This window comes from Bradyrhizobium sp. AZCC 1693 (assembly GCF_036924745.1).
GTDB lineage: Bacteria > Pseudomonadota > Alphaproteobacteria > Rhizobiales > Xanthobacteraceae > Bradyrhizobium.
This window is the reverse complement of the sequence record NZ_JAZHSD010000001.1, coordinates 5,619,816-5,635,208: the sequence shown is the minus strand read 5'-3', so window position 1 is coordinate 5,635,208 and position 15,393 is coordinate 5,619,816. Positions and strand designations below refer to the sequence as shown.

Here is a 15,393-nt window from a genome sequence, read left to right as displayed (position 1 = left end):
ATACGGGGCGATGCTCACGGAAGTGACGTCGGCTCGAAAAAATAGTTGGCGGCTTTAATAAACCTGTCGCTTTTGCAGTGCAGCGTAACGGCCCGGCGCTCGTCGTTCAGGGCGCCAATGGTGGAGCCAACCACCATATCCGCGGCGACGCCGTGGGCGGCGAGCGAATGCAGCATGCCCACCTGAATGGCCCCGAAACTGCCGCCGCCCGCAAACACAAAGGCGGTCTTTGCCGGACCGATCTCCTCGCGCACCGACACGCACGAACTCCCTCATCGCCGCGCCGGCACAGGCCGCGCGGCGTTCGGGAGTGTTATGGCAGCGGGGGAACGGGGTGGGCTACTGGACGCGAGCGAGGATCTCGCGCCATGTCGTCCCTGCGAACGCAGGGACCCATAACCACCGGCTCTAATTGTTGCAGAAGGTACCACCCCAGCGCCTAACAGATGGGCCGCGGCGTATGGGTCCCTGCTTTCGCAGGGACGACAAAGGATAAAGGTTCGATCGTCTCACCGCTCGACGAACGCCTTCTCGATCACGAAATGGCCGGGCGTGTTGTGGCTGCCTTCGAGGAAGCCGCCGGACTCGAACATCTGCTTCAACTCATCCAGCATCCCCGGGCTGCCGCACATCATGATGCGGTCGGTCTCGATGTTGAGCGGCGCCTGATGGATATCGTTGAACAACTGCTCGGACGAGATCAGGTCCGTGATGCGGCCGCGGTTGCGGAACGGCTCGCGGGTCACCGTCGGGTAATACAAAAGCTTCTCCGACAGCAGCGGTCCGAACAGTTCGTCCTCGCGCAGCTTGGCGACGAGTTCCTCGCCATAGGCGAGTTCGGAAACCTGACGGCAGCCGTGAACGAGCACGATGGTCTCGAACCGCTCATAGACGTCAGGGTCCTTGATCAGGCTCGCGAACGGTGCGAGGCCGGTTCCGGTCGACAGCAGCAGCAAGCGCTTGCCCGGAATCAGATTGTCGGTGATCAGCGTGCCGGTCGCCTTGCGGCCGACCAGGATTTCATCGCCTTCGCGGATCTTCTGCAGCTTCGAGGTCAGCGGCCCGTCCGCGACCTTGATGGAGAAGAATTCGAGTTCTTCCTCGTGATTGGCGCTCGCCATGCTGTAGGCGCGCAGCAGCGGCCGGCCCTCGACCTCGAGGCCGATCATCGCAAACTGGCCGTTCTGGAAGCGGAAACCGGAATCGCGGGTGGCCCGAAAGCTGAAAAGCGTATCGGTCCAGTGGCGAACAGAAAGAACCTTCTCTCTATAGAATGCGCTCATGGGTTTTCGTTTTTCCTGACGTCTCGATGTAGAACGTTTCGGTTTTCGGGCCGCGAAGAGCCAAAAATCAGCGAAATCATTGGCGATTTGGCGCTTCATTTGCGCACGGGACACACATAGTCAATATGACCTGCAGCACAATTGAGAACTCGGAATGGCTGTCGGTCTAATTTGCAAAAAGGTTCGATTCGCTTCGTTAACGCTTTCTCACGCAATTAACTTGCTGAATTCGGCATCGATCTGGCAATAAATGACCACACCAAATTAAGAACGTTTCAAAAGAGATCGCATGCAAAGCCCAACTGAGTTTCGAGAGGGAAAACCGGGCTTCTATCCGGACCAGTCGGTCTATGCCGAATTCGCCTGCGCCGAATTCGGGCTGGAATTTCGCGACCTCGACGGCGGATCGGGACTCCTTTTCAGCGTCTCATCGCATAACGGGATGCTTCATTTCGGCGCCGGCCGATGCTCCTGGTATCCGCAAAACAACGCGACCGCCTCGACGCTGGCGTCCGACAAGCATTTTACGAGCCGGATCCTGCGCGAAGCCGGCGTGCCGGCGCTCGGCGGTGAGTATTTCTTCCTGCACGACCGCCACCGCGCCCATCGCCCCGTTGGACATGACCGAAGCGATACCACCGACTGTTTCAGGAGATTGGGTGGAGCGGCCTTCGTCAAGCCGCTCACGGGATCGCGGGGCGATTTCGCGCAAGCCGTTCATGGCGAAACGGCGCTCGTTCGCTATCTGGATGACGTCATGAAGTATTACGATGCGGTACTGATCCAGCCGATCATCGAAGGGATCGAGTATCGCGTGTTCCTGCTCGACGATGACGTGCTGTATTGCGCTCGAAAATATCCGCCATCCGTCACAGGCGACGGCGTGCACACCGCTCGCGAGTTGCTCGCCGCCCATAACGACACCTTGCGCGCCCGCGGCCTCTCGCCGGCTTCGCTGTCGAACAATGATCCATCGCTCGATGCTGTCCCGGCAAAGGGCGAACGGCGGGAGATTCCCGGGCGGATGAATCTGAGCGCGGGGGGCACGATGGTGCTGGCGGATGCACCATCCGAAAAGGCCATCACGCTCTCGCGGCAAGCCGCCCGTGCGATCGGACTTCGCGTCGCCGCCATCGACATGTTCGTCGATATCGGCGGCGATCCGGATGCGATCGAGATCATCGAGGTGAACTCCAACCCGTCGATCCGGCTACTGGAGGATTCCAATCGCGGCGACCTGATCCTGAAGATCTGGCATCACACCTTCTCCGCCATGGGGCTACTGTAAGTGTTCGACCTGCCGAAATACGGCGATGGCATCTGCCTCGCGCGCATGGCCGGGTTACTGGAAGCGCTCGGAATCGATCGCGCGCGGCTGCAGCGCATCTCGGTGGTGGTAACCGGCTCGAACGGCAAGGGCAGCACCGCGGCGATGTGCGCCGCTATCGCCCGTGCCTATGGTCTGCGGACCGGCCTCTTCACCTCGCCGCATCTGCTGCGCTTCAATGAACGAGTTCAGGTCGGTGGCGTCGAGATCGGCGACGACGCGCTCGGTCGCCTGAAACTGCGGGTCGAAGCTGCCATCGCCGACGTCTCAAAGCAGATGGGCGAGCAGTTCGGCGCTTTCGAAGCGCTGTTTGCGCTCGCCTGCCTGCACTTCCAGGCGAGCGGATGCGACTTCGCCGTGTTCGAGGCCGGCATCGGCGGCCGCTACGATCCGGTCCGCCTGATCGGCGCGCGCGAGACCTGCGTCACCTCGGTTGATTACGAGCATGTCGAACTGCTCGGAAACTCGCTTGAACTGATCGTATCGGACAAGAGCGACGCCTGCGCCGCCGGCGGCACGATCGTCTATGGCGAGAACTGCCGGGACTTGCGGCCGCATCTCGTCGAATATAATCGCGGGTGCGGCTGCACGCCGCTGTTCATCCGCGATGATATCCGTATCGATAACGCGGTGACCGCCGCGTCAGACCAGCACTTCGATTTCCAGTTCGGATATCATGATTATCGCCGCCTCGAAGTGAGCCTGCCGGGCGCATTCCAGTTCAACAACGCCGCCATTGCTGCCGCCCTGTTCCTGCTCTGGCTGCAACGTGAGCATCCGCGCAGGGCGTCCGATCGGATCGAAACCGCTGTTCGCGCCGGCCTGCGCGATACGCGCTGGCCCGGCCGGCTTGAAATCATCCAGCACGACCCGCTCACCGTGATCGACGTCGGCCACACCCCCGATGGCATCCGGCAATCGCTCGCAAGCCTCACGGCGATCCACGGCGCCGACAATTGGATCCTTGTCACCGGCGCCTCGCGCGACAAGAAGGCGGACGAAATCATCGGCGCACTGGCGCCATCGTTCGATACGATCATCTGCACGGCAGCCCATCACAAGGGAGCGAGTGCCGAGGGGATCGCCGCCGCCGCGAGGCTTGCCAATCCGAAGGCGGTTATTCGCCTTGCCAGGACGATCGAGGACGCGGTTCGTGTCTCGCAGGAACTGGCCAAGGCGAAGCGGCAAAAAATCTATGTAGCCGGCGGATTATTCCTCGCGATCGAGTACGCGACCGCCGCCAAAGGCGGCCGAGCGGAAGACTTGAAGTTTTTCTAGCGGTTTCAGTCATGGCGGGCTCGTCCCGGCCATCCACGCCTTCTTTCTTTATCACCGCCAAAACGTGGATGCCCGGGACAAGCCCGGGCATGACGGCGTGATTGCAATGTTCCCAAGGCGCCCTAATTGCTCGTCCCTTGCGTATCGTCGAGCACCTTGAAGGCCTCTTCGAGCTGCGGCGAGATCGACACGCCCAGCCTTTCGCCGGTCGGCAGCCGCGCGACGAACCATTTGTTGTAGAGCGGGACCAGGTCCCGGCCGGAGCCGAGCTTGCGGAAGGTGCGGTCGACCACGGCCTTCAACTGCGGCTCGCCCTTGCGGAACATGATGCCGTAGGGATCGTAGGACAGATATTCGCCCGTGACCTTGAATTTATCCTGCGCCTTGTGCCGCGCGATCAGGCCGTAAAGCAGGATGTCATCTGTCGCGAACGCATCGGCCTTGCCGTCCACCAGCGTCTGATAGGATTGCTCGTGATCGGGCGCCGTCACGATGTTGAGGCCGAGCGAGAATTTCTTGTCGATCGTGTGCATCGCCTGCTCGTTGGTGGTGCCTTTCGTCACCACCACGGTCTTGCCCTTCAGATCCGTGGGCGCCGAGATGGTGGACGCCTTCGGCACCATCAGCTTGGTGCCGGCCACGAATATCAGCGGCGAGAACGCCACCTGTTTCGCGCGCTCGGCATTGGCCGTGGTCGAACCGCATTCGAGGTCGATCTTGTTCTGCACCACCGCCTGAATGCGGTCATCCGAAGTGACCTTGACGTATTCAATCTTGAGATTGGCATCGTCGACCTCGATCCCGATCTCCTCGACGATCGCCTCGCAGAGTTCGAGGCTGTAGCCGATCGGCCGGTTGGAGTGATCCAGGAACGAGAACGGCGGCGAGCTCTCGCGGTAGCCGAGACGCACGACATGCGTTCGCTTGATGTTGGCGAGCGTCGGGCTAAGCCCTTCGCTGGCGGTCTGGGCGGGCGCCGGCGTGGCCAGCAGGCACGCGGCCAGCAGCATTCCGCCGACCCCTGCCAACCTCCTTGGGAACTGATGCATGCATCTCTCCCCTCACTGAGCCGGCACGGCGTCGCCCGGAACGGCATCGGATGGAACCGCGTCATCCGGCCCGAGCTCGTGCTCGGCCTTCAGCTCGCCCTCCCACTTCGCCACCACGGCGGTCGCCAGCGAATTGCCGATCACGTTGGTGGCGCTGCGCCCCATGTCGAGGAAGGTATCGATGCCCATGATCATCAGCAGGCCGGCCTCGGGAATGCCGAACTGGCTGAGCGTCGAGGCGATCACGACGAGGGAAGCACGCGGCACGCCGGCAACGCCCTTCGAGGTGATCATCAGCGTTGCCAGCATCGCAAGCTGGGTGCCGAGCGACATGTCGATGTGATAGGTCTGCGCGATGAAAACGCTGGCGAAGGTGCAATACATCATCGTGCCGTCGAGGTTGAAGGAATAGCCGAGCGGCAGCACGAAGGACGAAATCCGCGAGGAGGCGCCGAAGCGATTGAGGCCTTCCAGCGTCTTCGGATAGGCGGCCTCCGAGGATGCGGTCGAGAACGCGATCATCAGCGGCTCGCGGATCAAGCGCAGCAGGTGACTGTATCGCGGTCCGATCACCATGAAGCCGACCACGACCAGGATGCCCCACAGGATCAGAAGCGAGAGATAGAAACCGCCCATGAAGACGATCAGCTTCCACAGCACGCCGAGGCCGTTCTTCGACACGGTCGCCATGATCGCCGCCCACACCGCGATCGGCGCGAACAGCATCACATAACCGGTCACTTTCAGCATGATGTGGGCGAGGTCGTCGATCAGCCCCATGATCGGCTTGGCGCGCTCCGGCATCGCGCCGAGCGCTACCGCAAAGAACACCGCGAACACCACGATCTGCAGGATTTCGTTCTGCGCCATCGCGTCCGCGATCGAGGTCGGGATCAGGTGGGTCAGGAATTTTTCGATCGAGAACGCCGAGACCGGCAAGCCGGTTGATTGCGCCTTGTCCGGCAGCGTACCGGGAAAGTTGGCGCCAGGCTGCAGCAGGTTGACCATCACCAGGCCGAGCAGCAGCGAGACAAAGGAGGCGCTGACGAACCAGCCCATCGTCTTGGCGAACACGCGACCGAGCTTCGAGCCGGAGCCCATATGCGCGATGCCCCCGACCAGGGTAGCGAACACCAAAGGCGCGATGATCATCTTGATCAGGCGCAGGAACAGCATCGCAATCAGGTTTACGGATGCCGCGATCTCCACGCGGTTCTCAGGCATATAGTTGAAAACGATGGTCCCCATCACAATGCCGAGCGCCATCGCGATCAGGATGTACTGCGTAAACCTGCTGGACATTTCTTACCCCCGTAAGTTTCGGCAACCACAAGTTTGGCAGATTTGCATGGGGACGCAACAAGCTTGCGGCGTTTTGCACGCTTGCCAGAATGTTCCCGTTGTGAAATGCGCGCGCGCCGACTAGCGTTCATGCAGCGCACAATCTGTGCAGGTGATCGCCTGATGCGCAGTCAATTGCATCCGGAAACGCCAGAACAACAACGCCAAGGGGAGAGAACATCATGAACGACACTGTCAATCGTCAGATTCTGCTGGTCGAGAAGCCGACCGGCAAGCTCGGACCCGAGCATTTCAAAATGGTCAGCGGGAAACTGCCCGAGCCGAAGGACGGCGAGGTGCTCGTGAAGGCACGCTATATCTCGCTCGATGCCGCCAACCGGGCGTGGATGCACGGCGCCACCTATCGCGCCGCCGTCGAGGCCAACACCGTGATGGCCGGCGGCAGCATCGCCGAAGTCGTTTCCTCGAAGGCGCCCGGACTTGCCCCTGGAGATATCGTGTTCGGCGACACCGGCTGGCAGGATTACGCGGCGGTGCCGGCAAAGCATCTCACGAAGATGCCTGACATGGAGCCGATGACGCATCTGCTCAGCGTCTACGGCATCGCCGGCCTCACCGCTTATTTCGGTCTGCTGCAGGTCGGCAAGCCCAGGGAAGGCGAGACGGTGGTGGTCTCGGCTGCTGCCGGTTCGGTTGGATCGATCGTCGGGCAGATCGCGAAGATCAAGGGCTGCCATGTCGTCGGCATCGCCGGCGGCAAGGACAAGTGCCACTGGCTGACGTCCGAACTCGGCTTCGACGCCGCGGTCGATTACAAGGACGGCGCCACCTTCAAGGCGTTGCGGGCGGCCGCCCCCAAGGGCATCGACGTCTATTTCGACAATGTCGGCGGCGACATTCTCGAAGCCTGTCTTTCGCTGATGAACAACCGCGGCCGCATCGCCTGCTGCGGCGCGATCTCGCAATATGACGGCGTGCCGTCGGCCCACGGCCCGCGCGGCGTGCCCGGCCTGATCGTGGTGAAACGCCTCATCATGCAGGGCTTCATCGTGATGGACTACATGAATGAGAGCGCCGCCGCGCTGGCCGACCTGCGGTCCTGGGTCGCCTCCGGCAAATTGAAGGTGCAAGAGGACGTGATCGACGGAATCGAGAACACGCCAAAGGCGCTGATCGGCCTGCTCGCCGGCGAGAACCGCGGCAAGCGCATGGTGAAGGTGTGACGTCGCTTCACCTCTCCCCGCTCGCGCGCAAGAGCGGGGCGAGGTGAAAGCAGGCTACGGCGTCACGCTCGGCGACGACTGCGTCCGGGACTCGAAGATCACTGCTTCACCGTGCTTGTCCCGACGGTCTGCGCCTCCAGATTGAACAGCCTTTCCGCGGTGCGGCCGAGGATGTCGGCTTTTTCGTCGTCGCTGAGCGATGTGGAATCGAAAATGTGGTCCACCGGGTTGAGCTGCCAAGGATAGGGGTAGTCGCTGCCCAGCACGATCTGGCCGGCGCCGACCTGGGCCGCCAGATGGCGGATCGCCTCCGGCGAGAAGACCAGGGAATCGAAATAGATCTGCTTGAGGTATTCGGTCGGCTTTTTCTTGAGCGCTACGGCCGGATTGCAGCCTTTGGGACCCACTAGGCACGCATGATCCGAACGATCGGCGTAGGACGGCAGGTAGCCGCCGCCATGGGCCGCAATCACCTTCAGCCCGGGAAAGCGATCGAAGGTACCCTCGAAGATAAGATGCGAGAGCGCCAGCGTTGTCCCCAGCGGATTGCCAATCGTGTTGGCGAGCCAGCCGTTGCCCGAGAGTCGCTTGCTGAGTTCAGCAATGCCTTGCGGATGGATGAACAAGGGCACGCCGAGTTCTTCCGCCTTGGCCCATACCGGGTGGAATTTCGGATCGGAGAATTCGACGCCGTTGACGACGTCGCCGATCGCGGCGCCCTTCAGGTCCTGCTTCTTCACCGCGGTCTCGAGCTCCTGCACGGCAAGATCGGGCGCCTGCAGGGTCAGCGAAGCGAAAGCCGCAAAGCGGTCGGGCCTTGAGGCACAGAGTTCAGCCAGCCTTTCGTTTTGAATCTTCACGATCTGGCCGGCCAGATCGCGCTCGCGGTTGTACCAGAACGGATTGATCGACAGCACTTCCATGTCGACGGCCTGGGCATCCATGGCGGCGAGCCGCCGGTCGATTTCGATGAAAGCCTCTTCCGCGCCATTGACCGGCGGAAGCTGGGCTGCGGCGGCATCGGCGCCGAGCAGCGCGCCGGCTTCGCGGAAGTGGCAGTGGGAGTGGACGTCGATCGTTCTTACTCGTTGTCCGGCGACCTTGATCGGCAGGGTCTGTCGGGCTTGCACGCTGTGCAGCAGACCGCAGCTGCAGAAGACGACGCCGGTGGCGACAGCCGCGCTACCGGTCTTCAGAAAATCACGGCGGGTGGTCATGAGACGTTTCCTCCACTTTTTTCTTGTTTTCTTTCAAGGGTATCCTGACTTCCGAATGATTCGGCGGACAGGCAGACGTTTTTGGGGAGTACGCGAGGCAATGCCACGTCTGCGGCGTCGCATCCCGTCGCACGTGGCCGCTGACAACATCGGAACGGAACTATGGTTCCGTCAGACCGGCTGGCGAGAATCGCGGCAAACGCATGAGGGTGTGGGCCGAACTCTATCACCCGTCGTCCCCGCGAACGCGGGGATCCATAACCACCGATGTTAGCGGTGAGCGGGCTGTGGCCCCAGCCCTCGCATCATATGCATCGGTGGGTATGGGTCCCGGATCGCGCTCGCTACGCTCACTTGTCCAGGACGACGTGGATAGACTAATGCGCTGCGCTTGACGCTTCCGCCGCCGTCTGCGCCTCCGCCTTCTTCACCTTGCGCTCCTTGAGCCAGTTCTCGAACCGCTGGATCACGACAAAGAACGTCGGCACAAACAGCACGGCAAGGCAGGTCGACGCCAGCATGCCGGAGAATGCCGTGATGCCAATCGATTTCCGGGCGTTGGCGCCGGCGCCGGTCGCTAGCACCAGCGGGAGCATGCCGAAGATGAAAGCAAACGACGTCATTAGGATCGGCCGGAACCGGGCTCGCGCCGCCTCGACGGCGGATTCCAGCAACGGCTTGCGATCGCGCACGTGCAGTTCCAGCGCCACCTCGACGATCAGGATGGCGTTCTTGGCCGACAGCGCGATCAACAGGATGATGCCGATTTGGGTATAGAGGTTGTTCTCGATCCTCAATCCGGTCAGCACGATCATTGGGCCCAGCAAGGACAGCGGCACCGCCAGAATCACCGATATCGGCGCGTACCAGCTTTCATATTGTCCGGCCAGCACGAGGTAAACCAGCAGCAGGGCCAGGCCGAACGCCCAATAGATCTGGCCGCCGACGACCTTCTCCTGGTACGACATCGCCGTCCACTCGAAGCCCGTGCCGGGCGGCAGGGTCTTCGCGGCAACCTGCTCCATCAGATTCATCGACTGGCCTGAACTGTAACCCGTCGCCGGCAGGCCGATGATGGTTGCGGAAGGATACAGGTTGTACAGGCTGATCAGCGACGGACCGACCGCCGGCGTGATCTTTGCCACGGTGCCGAGCGGGATCATGTCGCCATTGCTGTTACGCACCATCATGTTCTGGATGTCACGCGGCGTCAGGCGGAATTGCGCGTCCGCCTGCGCATAGACCTGGAAGGTACGGCCGAATTTGTTGAACTGGTTGACGAAGGTCGAACCCATGTAGGACGACAGCGTCGAGAAGATCTGGTCGGTCGTGACATGCAGCGTCTGGGTCTTGATTCGATCCACCTCGATGTCGAACTGCGGCACCATCGAGCGGAACGGCGAACTCACCCGCTGCAGCGCGCTCTGTGACGACGCATTGGCGACGATCGCGCCGGTGATCGCCTGCAACTTGCTGAAGTCGGAATTGCCGTCGCGGAGCTGGACCTGCATTGCGAAGCCGGCGGCGTTACCGATACCCTGGATCGGCGGCGGCGGGACCACGAGGATCCGCGCCTCCTCGATGACGGAGAGTTTTTCGTTCAATCCGACGAACAGCGACCGCAAATCCTCACCTGGCCCTCGCGCGCTCCACTCTTTCAGGATCAAATAGGCGACGCCCGCATTGGCGAGGCTGGAGGAATTGTCGAGCGCGGAGATGCCGGCAATGGTGATCACCTGATCGACGCCCGGGGCTTTGCCGGTTATCTCGCTGACCTGGGTAAGCACACGCTGGGTACGCTCAAGCGCCGCACCATCAGGCAATTGCACGGCGACCAGGAGATAGCCCTGGTCCTCGATCGGAATGAAGCCGGTCGGCACGCGCGACAGTCCATAACCGCCGATCGCAATCAGGATCAGCGCGCAGATGACCGACACATTGCTGTGGGCAACCAGACGGCCGATCAGCCGGCTATAGCCGGCCTCGAGCCGGTTATAGACCGCGTTGAAGCCGCGATAGAAAAAGTTGCGCTGTTCCGGCGGCACCGGCCGGCGCAGCCATAGCGCGCACTGCGTCGGCTTCAGCGTCGCCGCATTGATGGCGCTGAGCAGCGCGGTTGCGGCGATCACCAGCGCGAACTGTGCATACATCCGCCCGGTCAATCCCGGCAGGAACGCCGACGGCAGGAACACCGAGATCAGCACCAGCGTGATGCCGATGATCGGCGCGAACAGCGCGTTCATCGCGCTGATCGCGGCGTCATGGCCCGACATCTCCTTCTCGATATTGTGCGCGGCGCCTTCGACCACAACGATGGCGTCGTCAACCACGATGCCGATCGCGAGCACGATCGCAAACAGGGTCGAGATATTGACGGTGAAGCCGAGCGCCGCCATCGCGGCAAAGGCGCCGATGATCGTCACCGGCACCGTGGTCGCGGGCACCAGCATCGCGCGCCAGTCCTGCAGGAAGATCAGGATCACGACGAGGACGAGAAGACCGGCCTCGATCAGCGTCTTGTAGACCTCATTGATCGATTCCGAGACAAATTTGGTGGTGTCGAACGGCGCATCATAAGTAATGTCCTGCGGAAACGCCTTCGCCAGCACGTCCATCTTCTTCTTGACCGCCTGCTCGACCTCCAGAGCGTTGGCGCCGGGCGACTGGAACACGCCGATGCCGGTGGCCGGCTTGTTGTTGAGCGAGAACACCTGGCTATAGGTCTGTGCGCCAAGTTCGACCCAGCCGACGTCGCGCACGCGGGTGACATCGCCGCTGGTGCCGGTCTTGACGACCACGTTCTCGAACTCGCTGGTGTCATCGAGCCTGCCGCTGACGTTCAGCGTATACTGGAACGCCTGTCCCGGAGGCGTCGGCGGCGCGCCGACCTGGCCCGCGGTGACCTGCTGGCTCTGCTGCTGGATCGCGGAAATGACGTCCTGCGGCATCAGGTTGCGCGCCTGCAGCTTGTTCGGATCGAGCCAGACCCGCATCGAATACTGGCCGGCGCCGAACACGGTGACGTTGCCGACGCCGGGCAGACGCGACAGCTCGTCGCGAATATTGATCGTGGCGTAGTTGCTCAGAAACAGGCTGTCATAGGTCGATTTCGGCGACGTCAGCGTCACGAACAGCAGGATCGCCGTCGACTTCTTCTGCACGGTGACGCCCTGGTTCTGCACCGATTGCGGCAATTGCGCCAGCGCGCTCGACACCCGGTTCTGCACCAGCACCTGCGCGAAGTTGAGGTCGGTGCCGATCTTGAAGGTGACCGTCAGCGAATAGGAGCCGTCGGCGCCGCTGTAGGACTGCATGTAGAGCATGTCCTCGACGCCGTTGACCTGCTGCTCGATCGGCAGCGCCACCGTATCGATCACGGTCTTGGCGCTGGCGCCGGGATAGCGGGTCGTCACCTGGACCGTTGGCGGCACGACGTCGGGATATTGCGCCACCGCGAGCCGCAACAGGCTGACGCCGCCGATCAGGATCATCAGGATCGCGATGACGTTGGAAAGAACCGGCCGCTCGATGAAAAATTTCGAAATCATGGCCCGGCTCCTACTTGGCCGCCGTTGGCTGTGCTTCGATCTGTTTCAGTTGCGGATCGACCTTCTGGCCGGGAATCGCGCGCAACAGCCCCGCGGTGACGACGCGGTCGTCGGGCTTCAGCCCCTCCTCGATGACACGCAGCCCGCCCTCCAGCGGCCCGACCCGCACCTTGCGCTGCTCGACGACATTCTCGCCGTTCACGACCAGCAGGTAGCGTCCGGACTGATCGCTGCCGAGGGCCACGTCAGGCACGAACAACGCGCTCTGCACCTGATCGATCGGGACGCGAACTCGGACAAAGAACCCCGGCAGCAACGCGCGATCGGAATTGGGCAGCACGCCGCGCACCGGGAGCGTGCCCGTCGACTGGTTGAGCGTCACGGCGGCGTAGTCGAGCTTGCCCTTGTGCGGAAAACCGGTCTCGGTTTGCAATCCGACTTCAATCGGCAATTGCCTGAGATCGTCCGGCGTCATCCCGCGCCGGCGAGCCTCCGTGCGGATCCGCAGCACGTCCTGTTCGTTGACGTTGAAATTCACCCAGATCGGGTCGAGCGCCACGATGGTGGCAAGCTGCGTCGGCGACGAGACGCCGACGAGTTCGCCGACGGCGACGAGATGCGTGCTGACGACGCCATCAAACGGCGCGGTCACATTGGTATAACCGTAATTGACCGCCGCGATCTTGGTATTGACCTGGGCCTGAAGCAGGTTCGCTTGCGCGTTATCGCGCGTCGAGGTGGAAGTATCCAGCGTGGCTTGGGAAACGGCTTGCCGCTGGACCAATTCCTGCTGGCGCTTGAAGTCCGCCTCGGCCTGCCTCACCGTTGCCTGCGCGCCGGTTTCCGCGGCCTGCGCCTGTTCGAGCTTCAGCTTGTAGGTGTCAGGCTCGATCGTGAACAGGGGCGTGCCTTCTTTCACAAAGGCGCCGTCCTGATAACTGATCGATTGCAGAAAGCCCTGCACGCGCGCGACCAGATCGACATTCTTGATCGCGACCGTATTGCCGGTCGCTTCCAGATAGCGCGTGAAGGACCGTTGCACCGGCACCGCCACATCGACTTTCGGTGGCGGCGGCGGGACAAAAGTATTTTGTTCGCAGGCACTTAAGATGCCCATCGCGGCAATTGCGAACGCCGCGCGCCGGATCGAAGCCCCTCCTTGCCCGATGGTGCGGTGCGGACTCAGGCGTGCAGGCGAACGCATAGGCTTCATTTTTCGTGCCTCAATTGGTTTGTTCAGAAAAATGTCTATTCAGAAATCGACGTTCGGCGCCACCCCATGAAAATAGCAACAATCCGCTTGCAGTGAAACCGGAAAGCGAAAATGATGCGGGCCGTTAGCATTTCTACGACGAAATTTTTCTGCGGTTGAAGCGGCGGCTTCCTGCGACGACAAAAGGATTTATTCAAATGATCAACACGTTGAAACGTGCGACGAAGCTTGCGCCGTGGCTTTCTGTCGTCGCGATGGTGGCAACCGCTGCACCGGCTTTTGCGCAAGCCCCGAGCCAGGCGCAACGCGACGCCATCAAATCGCAGTGCCGCTCCGATTACATAGCGCATTGCTCCAGCGTGCCGCCGGGCGGCGAGGCGGCGCTGCAATGCCTGCAGAAGAATATGTCGAGCCTTTCATCGAGCTGCCAGAGCGCGGTGCGCGCCGTGGAAGCACCGGCGGCCGCGACTTCCAAGCCAGCCGAGACCGCCAAGCCTGCCGAGACCGCGGCGCCGAAAGCCACTGCTCCCGCGGCTGCGACGACTGCAGCGCCCAAAGCTGCCGAACCAAAGGCAGCAGCGGCCCCCGCAGCCGGACAGCCGACCAGCGCCCAGATTTCCGCCATCCGCAGCGCGTGCCGCTCCGATTATCCGAAGGTCTGCGCGGGCGTGCCGACCGGCGGCGCGCCCGCCCTGCAATGCCTGGAAAAGAACAAGGCGAAACTCTCGGCCGGTTGCGAGAAAGCCGTCTCCGCCGCCAGCGGCGGTGCAACGCCAGCGGCTACACCCGCAGGCGCAGCTCCGGCCGCAGCGGGAGCGGCTGCCGCCGCTGCACCGGCGGCGCCGACCGTGATCGTGCTGCGACCGATGCGGCCGCGTGAAGAACTGCTGGTGCTGCGATCGGCCTGCGGCGCCGATGTCCGCTCGATTTGCGGCGGCGTGCAGCCTGGCGGCGGCCGGATCGTGCAGTGTCTGGCGACCAATGCCGCCCAGCTTTCGCCGGCCTGCAAGGACGTGCTGTCCCAGTTCGCGGCGCGATAATCACGCGCGCCCTGCGGCGGTCCTGCATTGATCCGGGGACCGCCGCCGGTCACTCGCCGCCGCGAAAGGCGAGGATGAGCTGAATGAGCCGTACCGACAGGGCGATATAAAGGATCGCCATCAGGGTTTGGTACGCAATATGCCAATTGAGCTTGGCGAGCTTGTAGAGGCCGTCGACGAAGTTCAGCAGCAGGAGAATAACGCCGAACAATATGACGCCGCGACCGACGAGACCATGGCGCAGATACCCGAACAGCACGATCGCCGGCTCACTGCTCGAGACATGGGCGCCGGCCGATACGATCAACGTCCCGATGATCAACTTCTCGACGTGAGAAAATATTTCCTTGGAGACCGGCTCGACATGTTCGGAATAGAACGCCAGCCATTTGGCTCTGACCTCCGCCATGGGTTTTCCTTGATTTTCATTGCGGCTGCTAATGGGAGCCTCAATACAGCGGGTCCGCGATCAAGAAGCAAGAAGGCCGGCGATCCTGATCCGCGGATACTGACCTCCACGATCGGTCATCTCAACGAAGGGGACCCGCAACCGAAACGAGATCGGCGTGCACGCACGCCGCGACACGCATCCGCAGAACCTTCCGAAGAAACTCTCAAAAAGAAACTTTCAGGGCTGAACATCAACAGTACAAAGTCCGGGAGACCAACATGCGTTACTTGCTGATCGTTGCATCCGCCTTTTTCGCCTTCGGCGCGACCATGACCTTTGAGTCGACCGAAGCCAACGCCGCGGTATGCGCCAGGGGCGTCTATCGCGCCGGCTGCGCCGGGGCACGCGGCGCGGTCGTCGTGCGCAAGCCGGTTGTCGCCGCCTGCCGGTGGGTGTGGGTCGGCGGCGTGAAAGTCCGCCGCTGCGTCTGACCTCAGCGAAGGTCCGGTCAAGCTGAAGCTG

13 protein-coding genes are annotated in these 15,393 nt (G+C 62.1%); 5 read left to right on the top strand and 8 right to left on the bottom strand.

The window, feature by feature from the left end:
• Window positions 1-14: 14 nt before the first annotated feature.
• A complete protein-coding gene (locus tag V1293_RS26640; RefSeq protein WP_334513562.1) occupies window positions 15-260 on the bottom strand; it encodes a hypothetical protein in 246 nt (81 codons plus the stop codon).
• A gap of 249 nt (window positions 261-509) precedes the next feature.
• Window positions 510-1,283, bottom strand: coding sequence for a ferredoxin--NADP reductase (locus V1293_RS26635; RefSeq protein ID WP_334444722.1), 774 nt, complete (start codon window positions 1,281-1,283; stop codon window positions 510-512).
• Window positions 1,284-1,572: 289 nt separating this feature from the next.
• On the opposite strand from V1293_RS26635, the gene V1293_RS26630 reads away from it, so the two are divergent.
• Both V1293_RS26630 and V1293_RS26625 read left to right on the top strand, forming a co-directional pair.
• A complete protein-coding gene (locus V1293_RS26630; protein ID WP_334513560.1) occupies window positions 1,573-2,571 on the top strand; it encodes a hypothetical protein in 999 nt (332 codons plus the stop codon).
• A complete protein-coding gene (locus V1293_RS26625; RefSeq protein WP_334513558.1) occupies window positions 2,572-3,888 on the top strand; it encodes a bifunctional folylpolyglutamate synthase/dihydrofolate synthase in 1,317 nt (438 codons plus the stop codon). It begins immediately after the preceding gene.
• Window positions 3,889-4,010: 122 nt separating this feature from the next.
• Here V1293_RS26625 and V1293_RS26620 read toward each other — a convergent pair whose 3' ends face one another.
• Together V1293_RS26620 and V1293_RS26615 are read right to left on the bottom strand one after the other, a co-directional pair.
• Window positions 4,011-4,937, bottom strand: coding sequence for an amino acid ABC transporter substrate-binding protein (locus tag V1293_RS26620; RefSeq protein ID WP_334513557.1), 927 nt, complete (start codon window positions 4,935-4,937; stop codon window positions 4,011-4,013).
• A gap of 12 nt (window positions 4,938-4,949) precedes the next feature.
• Window positions 4,950-6,239, bottom strand: a complete 1,290-nt coding sequence (locus V1293_RS26615; protein ID WP_334513556.1) for a dicarboxylate/amino acid:cation symporter — start codon at window positions 6,237-6,239, stop codon at window positions 4,950-4,952.
• A gap of 221 nt (window positions 6,240-6,460) precedes the next feature.
• Between V1293_RS26615 and V1293_RS26610 the strand changes: the two genes are divergently transcribed.
• Entirely contained in the window at window positions 6,461-7,462 is a 1,002-nt protein-coding gene (locus V1293_RS26610) for an NADP-dependent oxidoreductase (RefSeq protein WP_334513555.1), read from the top strand.
• A gap of 98 nt (window positions 7,463-7,560) precedes the next feature.
• On the opposite strand, the gene V1293_RS26605 is transcribed toward V1293_RS26610, so the two are convergent.
• The 3 genes from V1293_RS26605 to V1293_RS26595 form a co-directional block, all read right to left on the bottom strand.
• The gene (locus tag V1293_RS26605; protein WP_334513553.1) at window positions 7,561-8,679 is read right to left on the bottom strand and encodes an amidohydrolase family protein; all 1,119 of its coding nucleotides are present in this window, start codon (window positions 8,677-8,679) and stop codon (window positions 7,561-7,563) included.
• A 377-nt stretch (window positions 8,680-9,056) separates the two neighbouring features.
• Window positions 9,057-12,227, bottom strand: coding sequence for an efflux RND transporter permease subunit (locus tag V1293_RS26600; protein WP_334513552.1), 3,171 nt, complete (start codon window positions 12,225-12,227; stop codon window positions 9,057-9,059).
• Between the two features lie 10 nt (window positions 12,228-12,237).
• Window positions 12,238-13,431 (bottom strand): efflux RND transporter periplasmic adaptor subunit, encoded by a 1,194-nt coding sequence (locus V1293_RS26595; RefSeq protein WP_442894291.1) that lies wholly within the window; start codon window positions 13,429-13,431, stop codon window positions 12,238-12,240.
• 206 nt (window positions 13,432-13,637) lie between these two features.
• On the opposite strand from V1293_RS26595, the gene V1293_RS26590 reads away from it, so the two are divergent.
• Window positions 13,638-14,480, top strand: a complete 843-nt coding sequence (locus V1293_RS26590; protein ID WP_334513550.1) for a cysteine rich repeat-containing protein — start codon at window positions 13,638-13,640, stop codon at window positions 14,478-14,480.
• Window positions 14,481-14,529: 49 nt separating this feature from the next.
• Here V1293_RS26590 and V1293_RS26585 read toward each other — a convergent pair whose 3' ends face one another.
• Complete coding sequence (locus V1293_RS26585) at window positions 14,530-14,889, bottom strand: hypothetical protein (protein ID WP_334513548.1); 360 nt, start codon at window positions 14,887-14,889, stop codon at window positions 14,530-14,532.
• A gap of 260 nt (window positions 14,890-15,149) precedes the next feature.
• Between V1293_RS26585 and V1293_RS26580 the strand changes: the two genes are divergently transcribed.
• Entirely contained in the window at window positions 15,150-15,362 is a 213-nt protein-coding gene (locus tag V1293_RS26580; RefSeq protein ID WP_334513547.1) for a hypothetical protein, read from the top strand.
• Window positions 15,363-15,393: the final 31 nt, after the last annotated feature.